The organism is Vulgatibacter incomptus (assembly GCF_001263175.1).
Lineage (GTDB): Bacteria > Myxococcota > Myxococcia > Myxococcales > Vulgatibacteraceae > Vulgatibacter > Vulgatibacter incomptus.
In genome coordinates, this window is the sequence record NZ_CP012332.1 from 2,995,631 (window position 1) to 3,020,688 (window position 25,058).

At 70.5% G+C, this 25,058-nt stretch carries 25 protein-coding genes; 15 read left to right on the forward strand and 10 right to left on the reverse strand.

Annotation, left to right across the window (positions count from 1 at the left end):
- Window positions 1-50: 50 nt before the first annotated feature.
- Entirely contained in the window at window positions 51-986 is a 936-nt protein-coding gene (gene trxB / locus AKJ08_RS12445; protein WP_050726360.1) for a thioredoxin-disulfide reductase, read from the reverse strand.
- A gap of 274 nt (window positions 987-1,260) precedes the next feature.
- On the opposite strand from trxB, the gene radC reads away from it, so the two are divergent.
- The 3 genes from radC to AKJ08_RS12460 are packed head-to-tail and all read left to right on the forward strand — an operon-like array spanning window position 1,261 to window position 4,083.
- Window positions 1,261-1,944, forward strand: coding sequence for a RadC family protein (gene radC, locus AKJ08_RS12450; RefSeq protein ID WP_050727566.1), 684 nt, complete (start codon window positions 1,261-1,263; stop codon window positions 1,942-1,944).
- The gene (locus AKJ08_RS12455; protein WP_050726361.1) at window positions 1,941-2,315 is read left to right on the forward strand and encodes a hypothetical protein; all 375 of its coding nucleotides are present in this window, start codon (window positions 1,941-1,943) and stop codon (window positions 2,313-2,315) included. The genes radC and AKJ08_RS12455 overlap by 4 nt, the downstream gene beginning before the upstream one ends.
- A 13-nt stretch (window positions 2,316-2,328) precedes the next feature.
- Window positions 2,329-4,083, forward strand: a complete 1,755-nt coding sequence (locus AKJ08_RS12460) for a RecQ family ATP-dependent DNA helicase (protein ID WP_050726362.1) — start codon at window positions 2,329-2,331, stop codon at window positions 4,081-4,083.
- Window positions 4,084-4,152: 69 nt separating this feature from the next.
- On the opposite strand, the gene AKJ08_RS12465 is transcribed toward AKJ08_RS12460, so the two are convergent.
- Window positions 4,153-4,476, reverse strand: coding sequence for a hypothetical protein (locus tag AKJ08_RS12465; RefSeq protein ID WP_050726363.1), 324 nt, complete (start codon window positions 4,474-4,476; stop codon window positions 4,153-4,155).
- Between the two features lie 259 nt (window positions 4,477-4,735).
- Window positions 4,736-7,594 carry a tetratricopeptide repeat protein gene (locus AKJ08_RS12470; protein ID WP_050726364.1) on the reverse strand — a complete coding sequence of 953 codons (2,859 nt, stop codon included), beginning with the start codon at window positions 7,592-7,594 and terminating at the stop codon, window positions 4,736-4,738.
- Window positions 7,595-7,842: 248 nt separating this feature from the next.
- On the opposite strand from AKJ08_RS12470, the gene AKJ08_RS12475 reads away from it, so the two are divergent.
- Window positions 7,843-8,277 (forward strand): hypothetical protein, encoded by a 435-nt coding sequence (locus AKJ08_RS12475; RefSeq protein ID WP_050726365.1) that lies wholly within the window; start codon window positions 7,843-7,845, stop codon window positions 8,275-8,277.
- A 91-nt stretch (window positions 8,278-8,368) separates the two neighbouring features.
- Here AKJ08_RS12475 and AKJ08_RS12480 read toward each other — a convergent pair whose 3' ends face one another.
- Window positions 8,369-8,938 (reverse strand): single-stranded DNA-binding protein, encoded by a 570-nt coding sequence (locus AKJ08_RS12480; protein WP_050726366.1) that lies wholly within the window; start codon window positions 8,936-8,938, stop codon window positions 8,369-8,371.
- A 141-nt stretch (window positions 8,939-9,079) separates the two neighbouring features.
- Entirely contained in the window at window positions 9,080-11,317 is a 2,238-nt protein-coding gene (gene dacB / locus AKJ08_RS12485) for a D-alanyl-D-alanine carboxypeptidase/D-alanyl-D-alanine endopeptidase (RefSeq protein ID WP_050726367.1), read from the reverse strand.
- A gap of 349 nt (window positions 11,318-11,666) precedes the next feature.
- On the opposite strand from dacB, the gene AKJ08_RS12490 reads away from it, so the two are divergent.
- From AKJ08_RS12490 to AKJ08_RS12500, 3 genes are all read left to right on the forward strand, one after another.
- A complete protein-coding gene (locus AKJ08_RS12490) occupies window positions 11,667-13,130 on the forward strand; it encodes an ABC transporter substrate-binding protein (RefSeq protein ID WP_169788817.1) in 1,464 nt (487 codons plus the stop codon).
- Window positions 13,127-14,050, forward strand: a complete 924-nt coding sequence (locus tag AKJ08_RS12495) for an ABC transporter permease (protein ID WP_050726369.1) — start codon at window positions 13,127-13,129, stop codon at window positions 14,048-14,050. The genes AKJ08_RS12490 and AKJ08_RS12495 overlap by 4 nt, the downstream gene beginning before the upstream one ends.
- A 101-nt stretch (window positions 14,051-14,151) precedes the next feature.
- The gene (locus AKJ08_RS12500; protein ID WP_050727567.1) at window positions 14,152-14,934 is read left to right on the forward strand and encodes an ABC transporter permease; all 783 of its coding nucleotides are present in this window, start codon (window positions 14,152-14,154) and stop codon (window positions 14,932-14,934) included.
- On the opposite strand, the gene AKJ08_RS12505 is transcribed toward AKJ08_RS12500, so the two are convergent.
- Window positions 14,882-15,721, reverse strand: coding sequence for a YihY/virulence factor BrkB family protein (locus tag AKJ08_RS12505; protein ID WP_050726370.1), 840 nt, complete (start codon window positions 15,719-15,721; stop codon window positions 14,882-14,884). The two genes, AKJ08_RS12500 and AKJ08_RS12505, sit on opposite strands and share 53 nt — an antisense overlap.
- 50 nt (window positions 15,722-15,771) lie before the next feature.
- Between AKJ08_RS12505 and AKJ08_RS12510 the strand changes: the two genes are divergently transcribed.
- A complete protein-coding gene (locus AKJ08_RS12510) occupies window positions 15,772-16,413 on the forward strand; it encodes a hypothetical protein (protein ID WP_050726371.1) in 642 nt (213 codons plus the stop codon).
- Window positions 16,329-17,105 (forward strand): 7-cyano-7-deazaguanine synthase QueC, encoded by a 777-nt coding sequence (gene queC / locus AKJ08_RS12515; RefSeq protein ID WP_082343129.1) that lies wholly within the window; start codon window positions 16,329-16,331, stop codon window positions 17,103-17,105. The genes AKJ08_RS12510 and queC overlap by 85 nt, the downstream gene beginning before the upstream one ends.
- A gap of 2 nt (window positions 17,106-17,107) precedes the next feature.
- On the opposite strand, the gene AKJ08_RS12520 is transcribed toward queC, so the two are convergent.
- Window positions 17,108-17,314, reverse strand: a complete 207-nt coding sequence (locus AKJ08_RS12520; protein WP_050726373.1) for a cold-shock protein — start codon at window positions 17,312-17,314, stop codon at window positions 17,108-17,110.
- Between the two features lie 125 nt (window positions 17,315-17,439).
- Here AKJ08_RS12520 and AKJ08_RS12525 point away from each other — a divergent pair, with 125 nt between their 5' ends.
- The 6 genes from AKJ08_RS12525 (at window position 17,440) to AKJ08_RS12550 (ending at window position 22,451) form a co-directional block, all read left to right on the forward strand.
- On the forward strand, window positions 17,440-18,114 hold the full coding sequence (locus AKJ08_RS12525; RefSeq protein ID WP_050726374.1) for a Smr/MutS family protein: 675 nt from the start codon (window positions 17,440-17,442) through the stop codon (window positions 18,112-18,114).
- A gap of 112 nt (window positions 18,115-18,226) precedes the next feature.
- The gene (locus AKJ08_RS12530; RefSeq protein WP_050726375.1) at window positions 18,227-18,922 is read left to right on the forward strand and encodes a tryptophan 2,3-dioxygenase family protein; all 696 of its coding nucleotides are present in this window, start codon (window positions 18,227-18,229) and stop codon (window positions 18,920-18,922) included.
- Between the two features lie 126 nt (window positions 18,923-19,048).
- Window positions 19,049-19,387 (forward strand): hypothetical protein, encoded by a 339-nt coding sequence (locus AKJ08_RS12535; RefSeq protein WP_050726376.1) that lies wholly within the window; start codon window positions 19,049-19,051, stop codon window positions 19,385-19,387.
- Window positions 19,388-19,461: 74 nt separating this feature from the next.
- Window positions 19,462-19,671: a hypothetical protein gene (locus tag AKJ08_RS12540; protein WP_050726377.1), complete on the forward strand. Its 210-nt coding sequence runs from the start codon at window positions 19,462-19,464 to the stop codon at window positions 19,669-19,671.
- Window positions 19,644-20,114: an EVE domain-containing protein gene (locus AKJ08_RS12545; protein ID WP_050726378.1), complete on the forward strand. Its 471-nt coding sequence runs from the start codon at window positions 19,644-19,646 to the stop codon at window positions 20,112-20,114. The genes AKJ08_RS12540 and AKJ08_RS12545 overlap by 28 nt, the downstream gene beginning before the upstream one ends.
- A 69-nt stretch (window positions 20,115-20,183) precedes the next feature.
- Complete coding sequence (locus AKJ08_RS12550; RefSeq protein WP_050726379.1) at window positions 20,184-22,451, forward strand: bifunctional salicylyl-CoA 5-hydroxylase/oxidoreductase; 2,268 nt, start codon at window positions 20,184-20,186, stop codon at window positions 22,449-22,451.
- Here the strand turns inward: AKJ08_RS12550 and AKJ08_RS12555 are convergent.
- From AKJ08_RS12555 to AKJ08_RS12565, 3 genes are all read right to left on the reverse strand, one after another.
- Window positions 22,448-23,011, reverse strand: a complete 564-nt coding sequence (locus AKJ08_RS12555) for a ferritin-like domain-containing protein (protein WP_050726380.1) — start codon at window positions 23,009-23,011, stop codon at window positions 22,448-22,450. The genes AKJ08_RS12550 and AKJ08_RS12555 overlap by 4 nt on opposite strands.
- Before the next feature lie 104 nt (window positions 23,012-23,115).
- Window positions 23,116-24,099 carry a hypothetical protein gene (locus AKJ08_RS12560; RefSeq protein ID WP_050726381.1) on the reverse strand — a complete coding sequence of 328 codons (984 nt, stop codon included), beginning with the start codon at window positions 24,097-24,099 and terminating at the stop codon, window positions 23,116-23,118.
- Between the two features lie 63 nt (window positions 24,100-24,162).
- The gene (locus AKJ08_RS12565; protein ID WP_240475321.1) at window positions 24,163-25,035 is read right to left on the reverse strand and encodes a GNAT family N-acetyltransferase; all 873 of its coding nucleotides are present in this window, start codon (window positions 25,033-25,035) and stop codon (window positions 24,163-24,165) included.
- Window positions 25,036-25,058 lie beyond the last annotated feature (23 nt).

The window sequence follows — 25,058 nt, forward strand, 5'->3', positions numbered from 1 at the left end:
GGTCGCCGGATCCGGCGACCCTTCCTCTCCGAACCTTGGGCCGCTTCCTGCTACTCCCCCTGCTCGAGGAAGCGCTCCGCGTCGATCGCGGCCATGCAGCCGGTCCCGGCGGCCGTCACCGCCTGGCGGTAGACCGCGTCGGCGGCGTCGCCACAGGCGAAGATCCCGGGGATGTTGGTGCGGGTGCTCCCCGGCTTGACCTTGATGTAGCCGACCTCGTTCATGTCGAGCTGGCCCTTGGCGATCTTCGTGTTCGGCTCGTGGCCGATCGCCACGAAGAAGCCGGTGCAGGGGATGACCGCCTCCTCGCCGGAGTGGAGGTTCTTGACCCGCACGCCGGTGACGCCGTTCTCGCCCAGCACCTCGGTCACGCCGCAGTTCCACATGAAGGAGATCTTCGGGTTCGACCGGGCCTTCTCCTGCATGATCTTCGAGGCTCGTAGCGAGTCGCGCCGGTGGATCACGGTGACGCGCGACGCGAACTTGGTGAGGAAGGTGGCCTCCTCCATCGCGGTGTCGCCGCCACCGATCACCACGATCTCCTGCCCCTTGAAGAAGAAGCCGTCGCAGGTGGCGCAGGCGGAGACGCCCTTGCCCATGAGCTCCTTCTCGCCGGGGATGCCGAGCCACTTCGCGGACGCGCCCGTCGCCAGGATCACCGTCTCCGCCGTCCAGGTCTCGCGGCCCTCGTCCACCGAGATGAGGAAGGGGCGACGGCTCATGTCGATCTCCGAGACGAAGCCGTCCACGAACTGCGTCCCGAAGCGCTCGGCCTGGGCGCGGAAGCGGTCCATCATCTCCGGACCCATGATCCCGTCCGGGAAGCCCGGGTAGTTCTCCACGTCGCTGGTAATCGTGAGCTGCCCGCCAGGCTGGGGCCCCGAGATCAGGACCGGCGCCAGCTCCGCCCGGGCCGCGTAGACCGCCGCCGTGTATCCAGCGGGGCCCGAGCCAATGATCACCACCTTCGCATGCTTGTCTGCCATCCGTGCTCTCTCCTGCCCGTGCGCTCGCGGGCCCCGCTGCGGCTTTACCGCGAACGAAAAAGCGCAAAACCCTACCACAAGGAAATCGGGCGAAGCGGCCCGTGCGCCGGCACCCCGGGGGCCGCCATTCCGGCCCGGGCCCGGCCCGGCTCCCTCTCCATGTCCTTCGATGACGTAGCCAAGTATGCGTTTCGAGGACAGTTTCCATTCATCCGGCTTCTGGCACCGGCGCTGCACCCAGGGGTTCCTCGAACTCGACCTGGGGTGCCAAGAGATGAATTCGGAGGGAATCACCATCGACCGCCCGCTCCTGCCGGCGGAGGTCCGACCGCGCGAGAGGCTCCTGGCCAAGGGCTCCGCGCACCTCGGCGAAGTCGAGCTCCTCGCCCTCGTCCTGGGCACGGCCGGCCCGCGGCCCGCGACACGGACTGCCGAGGTCCTCCTCGCCCGCCACGGCTCCCTCGCCGAGCTCGCCAGGGTCTCCGTCCAGGAGCTCGCCGGTGATCTCGGCCCCGCCAGGGCCGCCCGCCTCGCGGCGGCGCTCGAGGTCGGCCGCAGGGCCCAGGAGCCGCGCAGCCGGAACCTCAGGCTCAGCACGCCTTCCGAGGTCTACCACTACGCGCGTCCTCGCCTGGCACATCTCACGCGCGAGGTCTTCCACGTCCTCCTCCTCGACACGCGCCATCGCCTCGTCGCCGATCGCCGGGTGGCGGAGGGCGGTCTGGCCTCCTGCGCGATCTCGCCGCGAGACGTCTTCGAGGCGCCGATCCGCGAAGCCGCGCCGGCGATGATCTTCCTGCACAACCATCCCAGCGGCGATCCCACGCCCTCCAAGGACGACGTTGAGCTGACCCGCCGCCTCGCCGAGGCCTCCAAGCTCCTGGGCCTCTCCCTCCTGGACCACGTGGTCGTTGCCGACGGCGGCTTCTCGAGCCTCGCCGAGATGGGGAAGCTATGAAAGAGACGCTCGCGCTCGTGGCCTTCGTGGTCGCGCTCACCGGCTTCACGCTCCAGCCCATCCTCTCGGAAGACGCCTGCTCGGGCTCGTCGAGCGCGCTCGATCGCGGCATCGCCGCGGTGGTCCGCGCCGCCCTCGACGATGGTGGCTCCGCCCTCGTCGCCCGGGATCGGCTGCGCGCCGAGGGGATGGCGGGAATGGTGGTCGATCGCTGCCTCGCATCGCAGGAGGAGACCCATCGGACGGGGAAGGAGTTCCGGGCGGAGCTCGTCCGCCCTGAACTGGCCGTTGGCGGAACGCAACTGGCTCTCGCCGCTCGAGATCTGAGCGGGCGTCGCGCGACGGGCTCCTCCGATGATCGCCCGTGGTAGAACGCTGGGCTCCATGGAGCCCTCTCATGCCGAGATCGCCGGCGCGCTCGAGCGCCACTTCGGATTCGCGGGCTTCCGCCCCGGTCAGGAAGCCGTGGTCCGCTCGGTCCTCGCCGGGAAGCCGACCGTCGCGGTGATGCCCACCGGAGCGGGCAAGAGCCTCTGCTACCAGCTCCCCGCCCTGCTCCTCCCCGGGACCGCGCTGATCGTCAGCCCGCTGGTGGCGCTGATGAAGGACCAGGTCGACTCGCTCTCCGCCCGGGGCATTCCGGCCACCTTCATCAACTCGTCGATCGACGACGCCGAAAAGGCGCGCCGCCTCGACGCCGTCAGGCGGGGCGCCTTCAAGCTCGTCTACGTGGCGCCGGAGCGCTTCCGATCGGCGGCGTTCGTCGAGGCCATCCGGGAAATCGAGATTTCGCTCTACGCGGTGGACGAGGCCCACTGCATCTCCCAGTGGGGCCACGACTTCCGGCCGGACTACACGAGGCTCGGGCAGGTGCGGTGGGTGCTTCGGCCGCCCAGGACCCTGGCGCTCACCGCCACGGCGACCCCGGAGGTCCGGGACGACATCGTCCGAGTGCTGCGGCTCAAGGATCCCAAGGTCTCGGTGGCCGGCTTCGACAGGCCCAACCTCTTCTTCGAGGTCGCGAAGGTCGCCAACGAGCACGAGAAGCTCGGTCGGATCGTCCGGTCCTGCCGGGACGGAGGCGGGGTCGTCTATTGCGCGACCCGGCGGGACGTCGAGAAGGTGGCCGGGATGCTCGATGGCCGGGGGATCCGCAGCTTCGCCTACCACGCGGGTATGGGCGACGACGATCGCAGGCGGATCCAGGACGCGTTCATGGCCCAGGACGACGCCGTGGTCTGTGCCACGAACGCGTTCGGGATGGGCGTGGACAAACCCACCATCCGATTCGTGGCCCACTTTGCCATCCCGAAGGCGATCGAGGCCTACTACCAGGAGGCCGGCCGCGCGGGCCGCGATGGCCGCCCTGCCCGCGCCGTCCTGCTCTTCAACCACGCCGACGTCTACCTCCAGGAGCGCCTGGTGGAGGCGAACCATCCGTCCGCCGCCATGGTGCGGGACGTGTGGAAGCATCTGCGCACCATGGGTGATGGCGAGCTCCCGATCGGCGAGCGACAGGTCGCCGCCGCGGTCTCCGCGAGCCCGCTCCAGGTGGGTTCGGCGATCAAGCACCTCGAGCGGGCGGGCCACCTCCAGCGCAGCGCCCGCGGTCTCGTCGTCCTCGAGCCCGGGCTCGAGGACGACGAGCTTCGGGTCGACTTCGACGGGATCGCGGCGAGGCGGCAGCGCGAGCTCCAGATGGTGCGGCGGATGTCGAGCTACGCGTACCACGAGGGATGCCGCCGCTCGTACCTCCTGCACTATTTCGGGGACGAGCCCGTGCCGTGCTCGGGCTGCGACGTCTGCAACGGGCCGAGCGAGCCGCCGGTCGAAGAGCTCGCCCCGGCGCCGGCGTCGAGGCGCGGCCGAAAGGATCGCCCGACTGCCGCGAACGACGAAGGACCGTACGACGGCGAGGTCTTCGCGGCGCTCAAGGAGCTCCGGCTCTCCCTGGCAAAAGCGGAAGGAGTGCCGCCCTACGTGGTCTTCCACGACCGCGCGCTCCGCGCCTTCGCGCGGGCGCTGCCGCAGACCGAGGAGGCCTTCCTCTCGGTCGCCGGCGCCGGCCCGACGAAGTGGGAGCGGTACGGGCCGCACATTCTTGCGACCATCTCGCAGGCCCGGCGCAGCTCGGACTGAGAGCTTGTGGCGGCGAAGAAGAAGTCGGGGCCGCTTCTGCGGGACCGATTTCTTCACACGCTCTGACGGCTACCGATGCTTCAGCGAGCCGATCGCGCCGCCGAAGGTCCAGAGCAACCCGACGCCAAGGGAGAGGAGCAGGATTGACGCGACTCCCACCAGCGGGACGGCGGTGCCGGCGAGCCAGGCGGGGAGGCGGCCCGTAGCCATCGCGGCATTGAGCGTGGAGTCGAAGCCCAGGGTCGCGATCAGCCACGACGGCAGCGCGCAGAGCACGTCCGAGGTGCGCCGGTAGATCGACTCGGGAAGATGGTGGTGGAGCACTTCGAGGGAGAGGCCGGCCGCGCCGTAGACGAGGGCCAGCCGGAACCCGAGAGTCGGAAAGAGCCTCATGGCCTGGCGCCTACGGGAATCGCCCGGCCCATCAGCCACGAACCTCCACTCCGCTCGCCCAAGCCGCCTCCCAATCAACCCTCACCGACGAGGCGATCACGATCGGCCTCTGTTTCCACGCTGTCAACCCGGACCCCGTCACGCCACGGCCCTTCGCGGGCAGCCGGATTCCTCGCCCGTCCTCCCGGCCAGTTCCAGCGCGAGCCAGGCGCACGCTCGCCTGCGGCTCGCGAGAGCTCGTGAATTTCTTCACGAACTTTCAGCCCCCGCTGCCGATTCGAGCGAGGGTCTTCCGGGCCTCGTTCACCCCGGGGCCGCGGGGAGCGAGCACGAGGTAGCGCTCGAGGGCCGCGGCGGCCTCCTTCGTCGTGCCACCGCCGCGGAGGAGATTCCGGGCCTTGAGCAGATGGACGTCCGCGAGCCAGGGTGAGAGCTCGGCCGCCCGGCTGAACGCCTGCGCTGCGGGCTTCAGCTCCCCCGCGGCGTCGAGCGCCTCTGCGAGGGCGAGGTGGGCCAGACCGAGCGATCCGTCGAGCTCGACGGCCGCCTCGGCTTCCTGACGGGCAGCGTCGTTTGCCCCCTTCCCGTCGGCGAGCAGGACGGCGGCGAGGGCCGATCGGGCCATCGCCCGCTCGGAGGCCTTTCCGTTCGATCCGATGCGACCCAACAGGGTGCGCAGGCGCTTCTCGGCCGGGGCCGGGCGAGCTTGCGCGGCGTCGGTCCTGGCGAGTCCGACTTCGGCTACCGCCCAGCCCGGCTGGAGCGCCAGCGCCCGTGCGAAGGAGGTGGCGGCGGCTCGGGCGTTGCCCTGTGCGAGCTCGGCCTCACCGCGCCCCGCCCACGAGGCGGCATCGCCCGACCCCAACTGCGTGGCCTCCGAGAAGGCCTGCCGGGCTCGTTCCGGGTCGGCGAGGGCGAGCCGGACTTCGCCGAGGGCGCGCCGGGCCGGAGCGCTCTTGGGGAAGGCGCGCACGATGGCCTGGACCCTGGCGAGGGCTTCGTCCTTCCTGCCGCCGCGGAGCATCGCGCCCGTGAGGTCGACGAGCGCCGCGCCGTCTTCGGGATCGAGCTCGAGGGCCGCCTCCCACTCGTCCATCGCGGCGTCCGGATTGCCGGCCTCGAGGAAGGCAGTGCCGAGCGCCCTTCGGCCCTCGACGCGAAGCGGGTTCAAGCGAACCGCCTCGCGGAGCATGGCCAGAGCCTCGTCGTGGCGACCCCGCTCGAGCAGGAGCCGGCCCAGCTCGAAGCGCGGCTCGGCGGATCGGGGGTCGAGCTCCACCGCCTCGACCAGGGCGCGCTCGGCCTCGTCGAGCTTGCCCTCGCGCCGCAGGAGCCTCGCCCATGCCCACCGTCCGGTGGTTCGCGCCCGCGATCCCGTGCCGAGGCGCTCCAAGGTCTTCCGCGCCTGATCGAGGCGTCCCCTCTCGAGGTCGACGAGGCCGAGGTAGACGACGGCCTCTACCGGCAGCTTGCGCTCCAGCACGGTCGCGTGGAGGGACTCGTGCGCCTTGGCGATCATTCCGGCGCGGAAGCGCGCGATCCCCACCTGGAGGTGAACGGGTCTCTCGCCCGGCTTCCCGGAGAGCGCCGCGGCCTCCCGCAGGCGCCCGGCGGCGACGAGGAGGCGGGCGTAGGCCTCACGCAGCGCAGGATCCTGGGATGCGTCGAAGTCGAAGCCGCGGAAGAGCTCGAGGCCCACGTCTGCGGCGCCGATCGACACGTAGGCCTGGGCGAGCTGGACGAGCCGCTCTGAATCCTTCCCCGCCTCGACCTTCTCGAGCTCGGCGACCGCCGAGTCGCGCGTGCCGACCGCGGCGCGGAGGCGGGCCCGGACGATGGCGAGGCGAAGGCGGATGCCGACTGGCACCTGGTCGCTGGTGCGGAGCTTGTCGAGACCCGCGAGCGCCTGTTCGAGGAGCCTGGGCTCGCGCGAGAAGGCGAGGTGCGACTCGGCTGCGCCGACCAGGGCCGCGGGGTGGTCCTCGGAGACGGAGAGTGCGAGCTCGTAGTACCGGATCGCTTCTTCGTGCTCGCTTCGGGAGCGATAGTAGTCCCCGACCTTCACGAGCGTGGGCACGTGGCCCGGGCTCGCGAGGATGGCCGAGTTGAACCGCTCGACGGCGACCAGCGGCTGGTCTCTCGATAGGAGGACGGCCCCTGCGAGGCTCAGGAGGGTGGCGCCGGCGCTCTCGGGCGGGATCGAGAGGATCTCGTCCTCGATGGCGCGGCGCTCCTCCCGGTTGCCGCCGGTGACCGCGAGGCGCCAGCGGGCGGCGAGGAGGGCATCCCGCTCCTCGGGGCTGGTCGCGTGGCGGCTCGCCAACGCCGTCGCCGCCCGAAGGTCGAAGGCGTCGAACGAAGCGGCCAGGGTCGCAGCCGCCTGGGCCTTCAACGCCAGCGCGGTCGAGTTGGTCGAATCGAGGTCCAGCGCCTCGTCGAGAGCGTCCAGGCTGGCCTGGAGGGCGGCGAAGGTGTCTCGAGCGAGGCCGTTTCGCGCCGCGGCGAGGTAGCGCGCGATCTCCTGCTCCCTCGTGGCCGCCCGCTCCAGGAGGTAGGCGGCGACTCCGGCGCCCGCGACCAGGAGGCCGATGACGGCGAGCGAGAGGGAGAGCGCGTTTCGGCGCAGGAAGCCCTTGGGCCGATTCCGCTCCTGCGCCAGCTTCTCCCGGAGCTGGCGCTCGTACTCGGCGGCAGCCTTGGCGGCCTCGAGAGAGGCGGACGGATCGGCGACGACGACCGGCGCGGGCGTCTCCCGGGCGGGAGCGGGAAGGTCGCCGAGCCAATCCCCGGCCTCCGCTTTGGCTGGAGCCAGCGGCGGCGGCGCGGATCGCGGCGGCGGCGGGAGGGGCGGAGCCGCCGACGTCGCCGACGGGAAACGCGGAGTCCCCGGCGCGGCGGACGGGATGGGCGGAGTCGCCGTGGAATTCGACGGGAAGGGAGGTGTCCCCGGCGCGGTGGGCGGCGAGGTCGCCGGCGAGGTCGAAGCCCTCGCCGCGACCCGAGGCGGGAGGGGAGGGGGCGCGGATGGCGCAGCCGGAGGTCCGAGGGTCTCCTCGGCGGGCAGGGATTCACTGCCTCCTCGGCTCTCCTCGCTCGTATCGTCCTTCCGCTCCGTCATGCGCGTTTCCCTGGCCCGTCCGTTCTCTGCCCCCGTCGACGACGGAGAGCGGTCTGGCGTTGGTCTTCGTCGGCTTCAGCGCGAACGAGGGACCTGCCCGATCGACGCGAAGGTCCAACAATTGGAGAAAGACCTCTAGCGCAATCTGCGCAACGGCCTCTCACATGCAGTCAATTCGCGCACCTCGAACCACATATCCACACGTGCAGGTTTCGCGGAAATCGCTGTCGTCTGCTACGCTCCGGTTCGTGTTTCCGAGACCTCTTCTCTTTGCGCTCGTCGCGCTGCTCCTGGGCTCAGGCGCGTGTGCGACCACGTCCGCGGGCCGCTCCGCGGAGCAGCTCGCCGACGCGTCGCGCGAGCTCTACGACGCGCTGCAATTCGGAGACTACCAGTTCGTGGCCCAGCGCATCTCGAGCGACCTCCGCACCGACTTCCTCGCCAGGGCCTACGGACTCGAGAAGTCCCTGTCGGTTCTCGAGTACACCACGATCTCGGTGGAGCTCCAGCCGGGAGGCGATTCGGCGCGCATGCTCACGCGGATGTCCTGGTACGAGCTTCCGTCGACGGTCGTGAAGACGGACAACGTCTTCATCGACTGGAAGCGAGTTGGCCAGGGCTCGCAGAGCGGCTGGATCATCGAGAAGATCTCGGGCGGTCCGATTCCCGTACCTGCCGACTGACCCGACCCGCTCTTCCGGCTACTCACCGCCCCGATCCTGTCGGGGCGGTGGAGAGCGAAGCCGGGCCGGGCTCCGAGCGAATGCCGCTGGCTCAGAACGGGATGTCGTCGTTGGGGCCGCCGCCGTAGTCCGGGCCGCCACCGAAGTCGTCGCCTCCCGATCCTCGACCGCCGCCGTAGCCGCCGCCGGAGCCACCACCGCCGCCGCCGTAGCCACCGCCACCGCCGCCGCCGCCACTGCCGCCGCCGCCGTAGCCACCACCGCCGCCGCCACTGCCGCCGCCGCCGAAGCCACCACCGCCGCCGCCACTGCCGCCGCCAGTTCCCCCGCCGCTTCCGAGGAAGACGACCTGGTTCGCGACGATCTCGGTCGTGAAGCGCTTCTGCCCGTCCTTGTCCTGCCACTCACGGGTCTGAAGCCTGCCCTCCACGTAGCACTGGCGGCCCTTCTTGAGGTACTCGCCGCAGAGCTCCGCGAGCTTTCCCCAGACGACCACTCGATGCCACTCGGTGCGCTCCTGCTTCTGCCCCGAGCCCTTGTCCGCCCAGGAGTCGGTCGTCGCCAGCCGGAAGTTGGCGACCGCCTGGCCACCGGGCGTGTAACGGATCTCGGGATCGGCCCCGAGGTTTCCGAGGAGGGTCACTCTGTTGACGCTTGCCATCGCTCTCTCACTATTCGTCTCTAAGAGACGCACACCGCGTGCGCCCCACCTGGCACGGCGCGAGGCCAGCCATGGGACGCAACCTAGCACGGCTATCCGACACCGGGTGGCGGCTACCGGACAGACGCCTCTCCGACCACGCTAGGGCGCGACTGCGGTCGGCGTGGCCTCCGGGCCCTGCGGCTTGTGGTCGTCGCCCGCTCCCAGACGGCTCTCGACGGACCTCGCGAAGGTCGCCAACCGGGGATCGACGCCATTCGCGGCCTTGGCGACGGCGATGTTGAAGGGATGGGGAGCGATCGGCGACAGCTGCATCCGCGGATGCGGCTCGGCGATCACCTTTCCCAGAAGAGCGATCGCGGCGGCCTGGGACCCCTCCGAGGCCCCCTCCAGCGCGGCGAGGAGCTCGTCGGGTGCGGTACGGCCAATCTCCGCGAAGCCGTCGGCCAGCTCGGCGGAGAGCGGATCGCCCTCCTCTACCTCTTCGGACACCGCGACGAGCTGCGAGATCGCGGCGGTGTTCCCGGCTACCGCCAGGTCGAAGAGCGTGTCGAGGACGGGGACCCGGCCCATGCCCCTTGCCGCGGCCCTCAGGCGCCCGAAGACGTCCGCCCCCGGCGAGAAGGCCTCGACGACAGCGACGGCGGCGCTGCCATCCCCCCGATCGGAGCGATAGAGCGCGTCGGCGATCACGGCCCGCACGGCCGGATCGCGCTCGGTGCGGAGCGCCGCCCGGAGGAAGGTCGCGTTGCGGCTCTCCTCGACGCGGCCCAGGTCGGCATAGGTCGAGATCCGGTTGCGGAGGATGTCCAGGGGCGTGGAAGGATCGCTCGGAGGCGGCTCGGCCAGCGCGATCGCGGAGCGGCTCCCGCCCTCGGAGCCTTCGGAGGCGATGGCGGCGCCGATGGCGTCCACCCTGGGGAGCACCTGCGAGAGGCGGCCCGGGTAGTCGTTCACCACGATCGAGAACGCGTAGCGCTTGCCGGAGACCGCGTCGACGATCCCCGAGAGCGAGGTGACGTTCTGGAGCGTGCCCGTCTTCGCCCGGATGCGGCCCTCGGCGAGGGTGCCGCCGAGCCGGTGGCGAGTGGTCCCGTCGACGCCGGCGATGGGCAGCGACGCGAGGAGCTCGGGCTCGATCCGCGAGTACCGGTGGACCCACTCCAGCAGCCTGACGAGCTGGCGCGCGCTGACGCGGTTGGTGTCGTTGAGGCCGCTGCCGTTGCGGATCACCATCGAGCCTCGCGGGATCCCGACCAGGTCGGCGAGGAAGTCCTCCATCGCCGCGGCTCCCTTGGCCCAGGTCCCGGGCGCCCCCTTCATCTCCGCGCCGATCGTCTTGAGCAGCATCTCCGACATGTGGTTCTGCGACCACTTGTTGAGCTTGTTGACCAGCACCGCCAGCGGCTCGGAGAAGTCGACGACGATGGGAATCTTGAGCTCGGCGGGAACGGCGCTCAGGACGACCTTCCCCTTGATCTTGATCCCCTGCTCGGCCAGCACCGCGCGGAAGGTCTCGCCGGTGTAGCGGGGCGGGTTGGAGATCCGGCGGTAGAGCACCTCGCCCCGGCTCCCCTCGGCGACTCGCGCGCGAACCACGATGCGCTGCCGGTCCCCGTCGCGGCTCGACGAGGCGACCACGCGGCCACGGGCGTCGCGCGGCGCGGTATCGGCCAGGTTCTCGACCGTCAGATACGCGGAGTCGGGCTCGAGCTCGACCCGCGCTTTGGCCCCGACCGACTCGCCGGGGTGGACGTGGATCCCGACCGAGTTGAAGTTGAGGGACACAGCGCCGGCGCCCGCCATGTAGGGACGGTCGGAGTCGTCCTGCTCCCAGCCCGGCCCGTCGTAGACCGCGTCGAAGTAGGTGTCGTCGATCACGAGGTTGCCCGTGATCTCCCGGACGCCCTGGTGCCTCAGCTCCCTCGCGAGGCGGAAGAGGCGCTCGGTGGTGAGCGAGGGATCGCCCTTGCCCCGCAGGTAGAGCGAGCCCTTCACCACCCCCGCCCTCGCCGGCTCGGAGACGTAGAGCTCGGTGGCGAAGCGGAAGTTGGTGCCGAGGATCGCCATGGCGCTCACGGTCGTGAGCAGCTTCATGTTCGAAGCCGGGTTGAGGAGCTCGTCCGCGTTCCGGGCGAAGACGACCTTGCCGGTGTCCAGGTCGCTCACGAGGACACCCGTCCTCGCATCGCGGATGGGGCCGGCCCGAAGGATCTCGGCGATGGAGGCGGGGAGCTCCGGTGAGATCTCCTGCTCCCGGACCTCACTCCGCGGAGTCGGATCGGCGGCGTGCGCTCCGTCGGGAGGGAGCACCCAGGCCAGGACGCAGAACCACGTGGCGACGAACGCAGGGTGGCGGAAAGGAGCGGCTCGAGCCACGGTCGGGATCCTTGGAGTTCCGAGAGAAGGGCCTTGGCGAATTGCTTGCCCTGCGAGCGCTCGGCGTCGAGATCGATAGTAGGGTCCGACGGGGCGCCAGGCAACGTGCCAGCGACCGAGCCCTCCGCGCTCGCCCCGCCGCGCTCCCGAGCTGGGGATTCGGCCTCGCGGCTCGGTCGGTTGTTGGATGGAAGGCGAGTCGACGTTACCATCCGCCTCCCATCCGATGCGTAGCGTTCCTCCAACCAGCTCCCGACCCCAGCCCCTCCCGAGGAGAGCGCCCATCGCCCTCGTCCTGGCCGCGTTGGGGGCGCTCTCCGCCTGCAGGGCAGCCGAGCGGCCGTCGGACGTGATCGTCCTCGCGATCGACGCCCCGCCGGAGACCCTCGACCGCCGGATGGCGCTCGGCCTGAACGCCATGCGGATCGCCCAGCTCGTGACACCCGGTCTCACCCGGATCGACGAGCGCGGAGAGGCGGTGCCGGATCTGGCGGAGTCCTTCGAGGCGGAGGGGGCTCGGAAGTGGATCTTCCACCTGCGCCCCGGGCTGGCCTTCTCCGACGGGACGCCCCTGTCCGCCGAGGACGTGGTCGCGACCTTCCGCTCGGTCCTCGATCCCGCCGTCGGTTCGCCCCACCGGAGCGCCTACGGATACGTCGAATCGGTGGAGGCGCCGGATCCCGCCACCGTGGTCTTCCGCCTCTCCCGGCCCTTCGGAGCCATGCCGGTGGACGGGACCCTGGGGATCCTGCCCGCGCGCCTCGCCGGTCCGGAGCACCGCGACGAGCTCCGCCTCCGGCCGATTGGCGCCGGCCCCTTCGTGGTGTCCCGCTGGGACGGCGCCGACGACCTCCGGCTGGCGCCCAACCCGCGCTACTTCGGCGGCGCGCCCGTGGTCTCCCTCGAGGTCCGCACGGTCCGCGACGAGACCACCCGGATCCTCGAGCTTCGCAAGGGGCGGGTCGACGTCCTGCTGGGATCGCTGAGCGCGCCGCTGCTCCCGGCCCTCCGGGGCGAGCCGCGCCTCCAGGTGAAGGTCGGCCCCGGTGCAGGGGTCTCCTACCTCATGTTCAATATGACGGATCCGACCGTCGGCCGGAGGGAGGTCCGAGAGGCGATCGCCCTGGCCCTCGATCGGGAGGCGCTCGCCCGGTTCAAGCTCAAGGGCGCGGCCCAGGTGGCCGACACGCTCTTCCGCGAGGATCACTGGGCCTACGACGCCGGCGTCGGGAGGCGCAGCCGCGACCTCGGCCGAGCGAAGGCGCTCCTCGACGAGGCCGGCTTCCGCGAGCCGGCGGACGGCGGGCCGAGGCTGACGCTCACGCTCAAGCTCTCCACCGATCGCTTCCGGCGATCGCTCGCGCTCGCGATGGCGTCCCAGCTCGCCGAGGCCGGGATCCGCCTCGAGCTCCAGCCCCTCGAGTGGGGCACCTTCCTCGGCGACGTGAAGCGGGGGAACTTCCAGGTCGCCTCGCTGAAGTGGCCCGCCGTCGTGGATCCCGACCTCCTCCGGCTCGCGTACCACTCGGCGTCGATCCCCTCCGAGGCCTCGGCCTGGGGCGGCGGAAACCGCATGCGGTACCGCAACGCCGAGCTCGACGCGCTCCTCGACCGGGGCCGGGAGGAGGTCGATCCCCTCGAGCGCCGCGCCGCGTACGCCGCCGCGCAGCGGATCCTGGCTCGCGACCTCCCGGCGATCCCCCTGCTCCACGAGGACGCGGTGGGCGTGATCGCCAAGACCGTGGAGGGCGTCGAGGTCGATCCCCAGGGGAGCCTGCGGAGCCTTGCCCGCGCCAGGCGGATCGTCCGATGAGGCCACTGCTCCACAAGACCGCGGGGACACTCCTCGCCGCGCTTGGCGCCGTGTTCCTGGTGTCGATCTTCCTCGATCTGGTGCCGGGCGATCCGATCGACGCGATCCTCGGCGAGCAGGCGCAGGAGGCCGATCGGGCGGAGCTCCGCGCCGCGCTCCACCTGGACGATCCCCTTGCGATGCGCCTGTGGAGCTTCGCCCGCGACACCGCACGCCTCGAGCTGCGGTCGTCGGTGCCGCCATTCCAGGAGCGGGTCTTCGACACGATCGGGAGGGCGGCGCCGAACACCGCGCTCCTCGCCGGCGCGTCGCTCCTGGTGGCGATCCTCGTCGCCCTCCCGCTGGGAGTCGTGGCGGCGGCGCGGCCCGGAAGCCGTCTCGACGCGGCGGCGAGCGCGTTTGCCGTGCTCGGCGTCGCGATCCCGCGGATCTGGCTCGGGCCCCTGCTGATCCTGGTGTTCGCGATCGGCCTGGACTGGCTGCCGGTGTCCGGCCTCGAGGAGCCCGCGGGGCTCGTGCTTCCCGCCCTTACGCTGGGTCTGGCCCTGTCTGCCTTCCTGGCCCGCATGATCCGCGCGTCGCTCCTGGACGCCACCGGCGAGGACTACGTGCGGACCGCCCGGGCGAAGGGGCTCTCGGAGGCGCGGGTGATCGCGAAGCACGCCCTGCGGAACGCGCTCCTCCCCGTGCTCACGGTGCTGGGGCTCCAGCTCGGCGCGCTCCTCGGCGGCGCGGTGATCACGGAGAAGGTCTTCAACTACCCGGGGATGGGGAGCCTCCTGCTCCAGGCGATCGATCGGCGGGACTACAACATGGTCCGCGCCTGCGTCCTCGCCTTCACGCTCGCCTACGTCGCCGTGAACCTCCTCACGGACCTGGCCTACGCCGCGGCCGATCCACGGGTCCGGAGGCGTCGATGAGGCCGCTCGCGAATCCGCCCCTGCCCGAGCGAATCGGGGACGCCGGCGCCCCGCCCCCCGCCCGGCGACGGCGTCCTTTGCTTCGGGGCTTCGGGCCGTGGATGGGCCTCGGGATCGTGGCGACGCTCTGCCTGGTGGCGCTCGTCGCGCCCCTCGTCGGCGGCGTCGATCCGCGGGCGATCTCCCTCGAGAACGAGCTCGCCCCACCGGGCGGCGCCCACCTCCTGGGCACCGCGGAGAACGGCGTCGACGTCCTCGCCCAGCTCCTCCATGGCGCCCGGACCTCGCTACTCGTGGGCCTCGCCGCCACCCTCCTCTCGACAGTCGTGGGGACGCTCCTGGGAGCGGTGGCGGCCTACCGCGGCGGGATCGCGGAAGAGCTCCTCATGCGCGTGGTGGACGTGCTCCTCGCGTTCCCGGGGATCCTCCTCGCGATCTTCATCACCGCGGTCCTCGGCCCGTCGCTCTGGAACGTGATCATCGCGCTCTGCGCAACGGGCTGGACCGGCTACGCGCGCCTCGCCCGCGCGCAGGTGCTGGCTCTCCGGGACCGCGACTTCGTCCAATCGGCGCGGGCCCTTGGCGCGTCTGGGCCGCGGATCGTGCTCCGCCACCTCCTGCCGAACCTGCTCGGTCCCGTGGTGGTCCAGGCGACCTTCGGCGTCCCGGGCGCGATGCTCTCCGAGGCCTCTCTCTCCTTCCTGGGCCTGGGCGTGCCGCCGGGCACTCCGTCGTGGGGCGCGCTGGTGGACCAGGGGACGCAGTACCTGATGATCGCACCGCACGTGGCGCTCTTCCCCGGTGTGGCCATCGCGCTCTCCGTGCTCGGCTTCAATCTTCTCGGCGACGGTCTTCGCGACAGGCTCGATCCCAGGCGACGTTGAGCTCCGCGCCCAGGAAGATCGCGATCGACGAGATCCACATCCACACCAGGAGGATCACGAAGCCGCCCAGCGTCCCGTAGGTGATGTCGTAGCTCCCGAGGTGAGATACGTAGACGGCGAAGCCGTGGGACGCGAGGATCCAGACGAGCACGGCGACGACCGAGCCGGGCGTGATCAAGCGGATCGGCGCCTTCGTCTCCGGGAGCACGTGGTAGAGGACGGCGAGGATCACCATCATCATCGCCGCGGACACCGGGAAGCGGAGCCAGAGGAGTCCGTTGCCGATGGCCTTCCCGACGGTATCGGCGATCGCCGGGATCACGACCAGCAGCAGGCCCGAAACCAGGACCATCAGGGCGGCGCCAAGGGTGGAGGCGGCGGCGATCGCCCGCTCCTTCCAGAACGGGCGGGTCTTCGGAGCCCGATAGATCCGGTTCAAGCCTCGGCTCAGCGCCGCGAAGCCGCTCGATGCGGCCCAGAAAGCGCCGACCGCGCCGAGGGTGAGGAGCCCCGTGCTGCCCTGCACCAGGGACTTGAGCTCGGTACGCAGGATCTTCGTCGCCTCGGTGGGCGCGAGCCGCTGGAGCGGCTCCAGGAGGTTCTCCTCGATCTGCGTCCGGAAGACGATGGTGGCCAGGGCCACAAGGAAGATCAGGAACGGGAAGAGGGCGAGGATCGCGTAGAACGCGAGGGCGGCGGCGAGATCGGTGGCGTCGTCCTCCCTCCACTGCTGGAAGAGACGGTGGGCGAGGATCCTCGGGTGGGGAATGCACCACCGCCACTTCATCGTCGGCCCCCTACTCGCCCGCCCGTTGCTCTCACGTTGCGAAGACGGCGATGCGCCGATACGTTGCGGCGCCGATGCGCCGGATCGTCCCCACCCTCGTCGCCATCTCCGGATTCTCCGCTGCCTGCAGCGTCGCCGATCCCCCGCCGGGCGAGCTCATCGGCGGCTTCCGCTTCGTGGCGACGTTGGATCAGGGCTCTTCCGAAGATCGCTGTCTCTTCGGGGGATCGCCGTCCCAGCTCGACTTCGAAGGGATCCTCTCCTTCGACCCGGAGAGCCGGAAGCTCTGGGTCTCGACGGAGAAGGTCCGGTGGGAGGGGACGCTCGATGGCGCCCGGTTCTCCACCCGGACGCCCGTCGAGGGCCCGGGGATCCCGCGACGGCTCGCGGCCTGCACGTGCACGCTCGCGTTTTCCGAAGTGCTCGAGGGCGACCTCCTCGGCGCGCGGGATTGCGGTCAATCGCTCGAAGCGCCGGAGGAGCCGGGGGCCAGCGCCGATCGGACCTGCCCGGCGACCCTGCCCGACGGGAGCCTGAGCTGGAGCGCGTGCGGCTGCGTCGTCGGCGCCCTCCGCGAGGAAGTCGAGTTCCCGGCGGACGAGCCCGAATGCGTCTGCATCGTCGACGGCGTGAAGCAGCCCGCGCCGAGCCGCTGCGAGATCTCCTACCAGCTCAAAGGAACCTTGCCGTGAAAAGAGGCGTCGTCCTTCTCTCGGGGGGCCTGGATTCCACCACCTGCCTGGCGATCGCGACCCGCCGCGACGGCCTCGAGGCCCACTGCCTGTCGTTCGACTACGGCCAGCGCCATCGGCAGGAGATCGAGCACGCCGCCACGGTGGCGGCCGCCCTCGGCGCGGCCTCGCACCGCGTGGCGCGGATGGATCTCTCGGAGGTCTCCCGGAGCGCGCTCCTCGACCGGACGATCGAGGTGCCGAAGGATCGCGAGCCGGGCCGGATCGGCGACGATCTCCCATCGACCTACGTCCCCGCCCGCAACACGATCTTCCTCGCCGTCGCCCTCGGAATGGCCGAGACCCTGGGCGCCGAAGCCATCTACCTCGGGGTGAACGCCCTCGACTACAGCGGGTACCCCGACTGCCGGCCCGCCTTCGTGAAGGCCTTCGCCGACCTGGCCCGCGCGGCCTGCGAGGATCGGGCCCCAAGGATCGAGTCGCCCCTTCTCTACCTGACCAAGGCGGAGATCATCCGCCTCGGATCGTCGCTCGGAGTGGATTACTCCATCACCCACTCCTGCTACGACCCCAGCGCCGAAGGGTGGGCGTGCGGGCGCTGCGACGCGTGCCTCCTGCGCAGCCGGGGCTTCGCCGAGGCCGGCGTCCCGGATCCCACCCGCTACACGCTCGGCGAGGCCGGGCGGGCCTAGGGCTAGCCTCCGATCCGTTGGACGTTCGCGGCCTGGAGCCCCTTGGGCCCCTGCACGACCTCGAACTCCACCCGGTCGCCCTCGTTCAGGCTCCGGAAGCCCTCAGCCGAGATCGCGGTGTGATGTACGAAGACGTCTTCGCCGTCGTCCCGCGAGATGAAACCGAAGCCCTTCCCGTCGTTGAACCACTTCACCGTGCCCTGCGCCATCGTTCCCACGCTCCGCCCCGGCACGCCTCGCCGGTCTCCTGATCCGGGCTCGATTCCCCGGCCCGTATCGCTGCCGGGATAAAGCCGCCCGCAGCGCCGGTATTATAGGGAGCGAGGAGCGACGGATGGCAAAGGCACGACCCTTCAACAACCCCTTCGGAGACCTCGTTCTCAGGGACGAGCCCGTGAAGGAGGCCCCGAAGGAGCTGCCCGCCCTCGCGCCGGAGCGGCCGGCACCTGCGTCTGCGCGGCCGGAGAACGTCGCGGACGAGACGGAGCTCTTCTTTGCCTTCGTGGGCGACGTGGAGCCGGTCCGCAGGGGACCGCCGACCACCGCCCCGGCGCCTCCCCCTCCCGAGTTCGCTCAACGGATCGCGGACGAGGACGCCGAGGCCCTGGCGGAGCTCTGCGAGCTCGTCGCCGGGACGGCGCCCTTCGATCTGGCGAGCTCCGACGAGTACATCGAAGGGTCGGTCGCAAGCCTCGACCGGCGGGTGGTCCGCCGGCTCCGCGCCGGAGATTACGCGGTGCAAGGACACCTCGACCTCCACGGCCTCACCAGGCCCGAGGCGAAAGAGGCGCTCGGCCTCTTCGTGGAGGAGAGCCGCAGGAAGGGCCGGCGCTGCGTCGTCGTGATCCACGGCCGCGGCCTCCACTCCAAGGATCAGATCCCGGTCCTCAAGGAAGGGGTCCAGGTCTGGCTGTCTCAGGGGCGGATCGGCTCCAACGTGCTGGCGTTCGCGACGGCCCGGCAACACGACGGAGGCGCCGGGGCGGTCTACGTGCTCCTGCGCCGGTAGGCGATGCGGTGCGTTTCTCGTGTCGACGCCGTGACTCGGAGCGACCGAGGGCCTTTGAGGCATGTAGGCAAGCCTGCTAGCTTGGTGCGCCAAACGTCCGCAGGAGTCCGAGATGGCGCAGCCCGAAGGAAACGAGAAGGTCCTCACCGACTACGAGAAATACATCCGCACCGAGGAGCTTCTCGCCCTCCAGAAGCCGCCCGAGGCCTGCGCCGATCCGGACGAGCTCCTCTTCCAGGTGATGCACCAGGTGATGGAGCTCTGGATGAAGACGATGTTCCACGAGACGGAACGCGTCGCCGGACTCCTCGGCCAGGACGAGCTCGGCCAGGCCGCCCACCACCTCCGCCGGACCGCGAAGATCGAGAAGCTCCTCGCGGACCAGCTCGCGATCATGGAGACGATGGCGCCGGCCGACTACCACAAGGTCCGGCTCCAGTCCCTGGGACGCGGCAGCGGCCAGCAGTCGCCGGGCTTCAACCGCATGCTCACGATCGGCGAGCCCGTGTGGTCCGCCTTCGAGAAGGCCCGGGAGCGGGCGGGCGTCGATCTCGTCACGCTCTTCGCGAAGCCGCGGGTCCACTGGGACCTCTGGCTCGTGGTCCAGGGCATGATGGAGGTCGACGAGGGCTTCCAGGCCTGGCGCTTCCACCACTACGAGATGGTGAAGCGGATCATCGGCCTCGAGGTGAAGAGCCTCAAGGACGTTCCCGCGTCCCAGCTCCGCTACGGCATCGACGAGGCGTTCTTCCCGGAGCTCTGGAAGCAGGTGCCGGTGCTCACCCGCTCGACCCGCCCGGAATACTGACCCGGCGATCGGAGAGCGAGAGCGGCCGAAGGTATCGCTCGATCTTTGATCGAGTGGCATGCATCGCAATATATGGTATCTCTCCCTCGTCGGTCAGGTCCGGGGGCCTGGCGCGTCGGAGGACATGTGAGAGAGCTGGCGCTGCATTGCGAGGAAACCTTCCGAAATCTGGGCGTTCGCCTGGGTCTCGAGCTGGTCTCGCGCCTCCTTGGCGCCCAGGAGGGCGGAGCCGCCCTCCCCTCGCCGGCCCCGGCCCCCAAGCCCATGTGGCGGGCCGTCGGCGGCTCCCAGGCGCCGAGGGCGCCGAAGATCCTCCCTGGCCTCACCGGCCGCCGCCGCAAGCCGGGCGAGGAGGCGCCGCGCTGTGGCCGATTCGGTTGCGAGAAGCAGGCGCGCACCCGGGGTTACTGCCAGACCCACTACGTTCAGTGGCTCAAGGCGGGCTCCGGGACGATGCTCGGCTGAACCGATTCTCGATCGAAGAGTTATCCACAGGGGGAATCGAGCGCACGGACAGCCGGTGGACTAGGCTGCCCGCCATGCGCCTTCTCTCCATCCCCGACGACGTGGCGATCGGCGGCATCGACGCTCAGGCCCTGCGGCTCGCCGAAGACGCGGCCCGCGCCGCCGACGAGGCCGAAGCCTTGGTCCGCTCGCTGTTTCGCGGCGATTCGTCGTGGCGGTCCCTGCCTCTGACCCGGATCGCAGAGGAGGTCCGTCCGTGGCCGCGAAGCGCTACTGGCTCCTGAAGAGCGAGCCCGAGACCTACTCCATCGAGCAGCTCGAGCAGGACGGCGCGACCAGCTGGGAAGGCGTCCGCAACTACCAGGCCCGCAACTTCATGCGCGAGATGAAGAAGGGCGATCGCGTGCTCTTCTATCACTCGAACGCGAACCCTCCCGGCGTGGCGGGAATCGCCGAAGTGGTCCGCGAGGCCTATCCGGACTCCTTCGCGTGGGATCCGAAGTCGCACTATTTCGACGAGGGCTCCAGCCCCGAGGACCCGCGGTGGGACATGGTCGACGTCGGCTTCGTCGAGCGTTTCCCTGAGGTCCTCCCGCTCCCCGTCCTCCGCGAGGATCCCTCGCTCGAGGGCATGGAGCTGCTGCGCAAGGGCTCGAGACTCTCGGTGCAGCCGGTGTCGAAGGAGCACTTCGACCGCGTGGTGAAGCTCGCGCGCAAGCCGCGCTGAAACGCTCCGGCTCCGCGAGCCCCAGGTCGACGTGATAGAAACGTGGCTCCTCGAAGGGAGCACGCGTCGATGAGAGTTCTCTGCGTCGGTGGCGGGCCTGCGGGCCTCTACCTCTCGATCCTCCTCAAGAAGGCAAATCCCCGGCACGAGGTCACGATCCTCGAGCGCAACGCCGCCGATCAGACCTTCGGCTGGGGCGTCGTCTTCTCCGACGAGACCCTGGGCAACCTCCTCGACACCGACCCCGAGACCCACGACGAGATCACCCGGGCCTTCGCCCACTGGGACGCCATCGACATCCACGTCCGCGGCGAGCGCATCCGCTCGACCGGCCACGGCTTCTCCGGGATCGCGCGCAAGCAGCTCCTGCGGATCCTTCAGCGGCGCGCCGTCGACCTCGGCGTGCAGATCCGCCACGGCGTCGAGGTGGACGATCCCCGCGTCCTCGAGGGCTACGACCTGGTGGTTGGGGCCGATGGGATCCGCTCCCGGATCCGCGCCGCTTTCGAGCCGGCGTTCGGTCCCAGCCTCGACGTCCGCAAGTGCCGCTACATCTGGCTCGGCACACGGAAAGTGTTCGACGCATTCACTTTCATTTTCGAGGAGAACGAGCACGGCCTCTTCCAGGTCCACGCGTACCGCTTTGATCCCGAGACCTCCACCTTCATCGTGGAGTGCGACGAGGAGTCGTGGAAGGCGGCGGGCCTCGATCGGATGAGCGAGAAGGAGAGCCTCGCCTACCTGGAGAGGCTCTTCGCCAGGCACCTGGACGGGCATGGCCTCATGGCCAACCATTCGACCTGGGTCAACTTCGCAACCGTGCGGAACGAGCGCTGGCACCATGGGAACGTCGTCCTCATCGGCGACGCCGCCCACACGGCCCACTTCTCCATCGGCTCCGGGACCAAGCTCGCGATCGAGGACTCGATCGCGCTCGCCGACGCCCTCTCGCGCGAATCCGACGTCCCCTCGGCGCTGGCGCTCTACGAGAGCGAGCGGCGCGGCGTGGTCGAGAGGACCCAGAAGGCCGCCCAGGACAGCCTCCGCTGGTTCGAGAACGTGAAGCGCTACCGCGGGATGGAGCCGCTGCAGCTCGCCTTCAGCCTGCTCTCGCGCAGCAAGCGGATCAGCTGGGAGAACCTGCGCCTGCGGGATCCGCGCCTGGTGTCCCGGGTGGACGAGTGGTTCGCGCGCCGCGCCGGCGTGGAGCTCGGGGAGGGAGAGCCCGCGCCGCCGCCGATGTTCACGCCGTTCCGCCTGCGCGGGATGGAGCTGAAGAACCGCGTGGTGGTCTCGCCGATGTGCATGTATTCGGCGGAGGGCGGGACGCCGAACGACTTCCACCTCGCCCACCTCGTCTCCCGCGCGATGGGCGGCGCGGGACTCGTCTTCGCCGAGATGACGAACGTGTCGCCGGAGGGACGGATCACACCGGGCTGCACGGGCATCTACGACGACGCGCACACGGCGGCGTGGAAGCGGATCGTGGACGCGGTCCGCGCGTGCAGCGACGCGAAGATCGCGCTGCAGCTCGGCCACGCCGGCCGCAAGGCTGCGACGAGGCTTCCCTGGGAAGCCGGCGCCGATCAGCCCCTCCCCGAGGGCGCCTGGGAGATCGTCGCTCCGTCTCCCCTCCCCTATCTCCCGCATTCGCAGGTGCCACGCGAGGTGGACCGGGCGGACATGGATCGTCTCGTCGCCGCCTACGTGCAGGCGGCGAAGCGCGCCGACCAGGCGGGCTTCGACATGCTCGAGATCCACTTCGCCCACGGCTACCTGCTGTCGTCGTTCCTCTCACCGCTCACGAACGTGCGCCGGGATCGATACGGCGGCACCCTCGAGAATCGGATGCGCTTCCCTCTCGAGGTCTTCGAGGCGGTGCGCGCCACGTGGCCCGAGGACAAGCCGATCTCGGTGCGGATCTCCGCCACCGACTGGGTGCCGGGCGGCTTCCACGGCGACGACGCCGTCGTCGTGGCCAAGGCCTTGAAGGCGCTGGGCTGCGACATCGTCGACGTCTCCACGGGGCAGACCACGCCGATGGCCCGGCCGGTCTACGGGCGGATGTGGCAGGCGCGCTTCGCGGACCAGGTGAGGCACGAGGCAGGGATCCCGACGATCACGGTCGGGAACATCACCACCGGCGATCAGGTGAACACCCTCATCGCCGCGGGCCGAGCGGATCTCTGCGCGCTGGCGAGGCCGCACCTCTCGGATCCGCATTGGACGCTCCACGCCGCGGCAGAGGTGGGCTTCGACCAGCTCGCCTGGCCGTCGCCGTACCGGAGCGGGAAGCCACGCCGGCAGCCCACGGCCCCCGGCGTCAAGACTATCTAACTGTCGAGCATCGGCTTGCCCTGGTGCTTCACCAGGAGGTCGTGCAGGTCGCTCGCGTGCTCCTCCTCGTTCTCGAGGATCTTCTCGAGGAGCCTGCGCGTGGTCGGATCGTGGTTCGCGAAGTAGCGGACCATCTCCTGGTAGGTCTGGACCGCGATCCGCTCCGCGACGAGATCCTCGCGCAACATCTCCACGAGGTTCGTGCCCTCGACGTACTCGCTGGCGCTGCGCGACAGGAGTCCCTCGGGGTTGAAGTTCGGGTTCCCGCCGAGCTGGTTGATCCGCTCGGCGAGCTGGACGGCGTGCCGCTGCTCGTCCCTCGCGTGCTCGAGGAACTCCTGGCGCACCGATTCGCTGCTGATCCCCTGCGCCGCGACGTAGTGGTGGGTGTAGCGGAGAACACAGACGACCTCGGTGGCGAGCGCGTAGTTGAGGAGCTTCACCGCGACCTCGACGTCGCCTTCGTAGTCGGGCGTGACCGAGCCCTCGCTGAGGTGCTCGCGCGCGCGCCTGCGGATCTCCTCGATGTCGGTGAGGAAAGGTCCCTGAACCTCCGCCATTTGAAATCTCCTTGTTGGATCCACGACAAGATAGGGGGCGGACGAAAGCGGATGCAGCGAGCCGCCGGAGCCCGTCGAGCCGACCTCCGAGGCGAATGCAGCCTTCAGCGGAAGAGCGGCAGCCTGCCCGACCCGGCGGCATCGGCGGCGGAGCCGGCCTGTGCGAGGGCGACGCCCAGCGACAGCCGGGCCGCGTAGAGATCCTCCCGGGCGAGGGCCTCCCGCGCCGCTTCCACGGCGGACCGGGCCTGCGCCGCAAAGGTCGCCTCGTCGCTCCCGGCGTAGCGGGAGGCGTCAGCGGCGGCGCCGCCGAGCTCCGCGGAGATCTGCGCGAGATCGCCGTCGAGATCCGAGCTCCCGACGGCAAGCGCGCCGGCCACGTACTGGATGCCGGCCATGCCGCTCTCGAGGCGCTGGATCCGCGCCGCGCGATTCTGCTCGAGGAAGGCGCCCCGGGTCTGGAGATCGTCGAGCTCGCCCTCGAGGGACGCGATGCGCTCGTCCGCCTGCGAGGCCTCCTCCTCCTGCCTGGCCTCAAGCCGGGAGAGCTCCGACTGGAGCGTCTCGAGCCTCGCCCGCAGCTCCTCCTCGGAGGGCTTCCCGGCCGGCTGCGCCGGGGCCTGCGCCGGGGCCTGCGCCGGGGCCTGCGGCAGCGCCGCTTGCTCGCCGGGAGCCCGAGCCTCGGCGCCAGGCGCTCCGGACGGAGGAGGCGTTGGACCAGGAGGAGGCACGGAGGGCTCCGTTCCCGGCGGCGGAAGGGGCTGCTCGGGGCCGGTGGAGAGGCCCGAGTCGAAGCCGGTGACGCCGCTGCCCGGCGAGACCATCTCGCCTCCCGGCACCGCCTCCTCTCCCGTGACCCGATTGCCGCCGAGGACCTCGTCCCCTGGAGGCGAGAGCCTGCCCGCCTCCTCGTCCGGGACCGGACTGGTCTCCTCCGGCGACATCGCGTCGTCTGGCTGCGCGGCCTGGAAGAGGGGCGAGTGGAACCGCGAGAGGATCGCGGCGACCGGGCCGGGCTGCGCGAGCGACATCCAGGCGACGGCGAGCACCGCCGCCGAGACGGACGTAGCGAGGACGCGAGCTCTCATGAGAGCAAAGATGTGTCGTCGAGGATTCGCGCACCCGACACGGTCGGGCGCGCGATCGGCAGCCTACTTCCGGCGCGTGCGGCCGGAGGACTTGCGGCTACCCTTGGCGGGCGCCGGGGCCGCCGCAGCCTTGGCAGCGCGCTTGGGCAGCCGACGAGGCGGCAGGAGCTCCGGCTCCGCGGGGAGCTTCTGCGCCATGAAGATCGCAGCGTCGAGCTTGAAGAAGTTCCGCTTTCGGTACCAGGAGAGCGCGCTCTTGTTGTTCTCCGCCACCTCGAGCACCAGGTGCGTGCAGCCGCGAACCCTGGCGAGGTGCTGGAGCTGGTCGAGCATGAAGCCCCCGACGCCCTGCCCCTGGTAGTCCGGGTGCACCGCGAGCTCGTCGACGTAGAGCGGACGCATCCCGCGCTTGTCGAAGTAGCGCGGGTTCACCCAGTTGTCGGATCCGCTGGCGTCGAACGCGCACTCTGCGTAGCCGACGATCTTGTCCTCGACCTCGAAGAGGAGCTGCTCGCCCTCCTCCTCGTAGACCTCGAGGAAGCGGCGCTTCGAGAAGGGACGCTGGTACTCGACCGTCTCGCGATTCACGTCGCGGAAGACGAGCTTGAGGAACTCCCAGGTGCGATTGAGATCGCGCCGATGCAGCCTGCGGACCCGCACCTCCGGGCTGGCCGGCTGGGCCGCCTTGCCTGCGGACGGCCGGCCTGCGGGAGGAGCGCCGGTCTCGGCCTCGGCATCCACCTCGGCGCTCGACTGCTCCTGGGCTGTGGACTCCTCCGGTGCCTCGGGCTCCGGCGGGACCGCGCGAAGGCGGGGCACCGGATCGGCTGCACTCGGGACTTCGATTCCCCCGGCCGGCTCCACCGCCTCGACCTCCGTCACCAGGAGGCTGGGGCCCGGAACGGGCGCGGGGTTACGTCTTGATCGACTGGCCATGACTCGTTCGACTCCTACGGGAG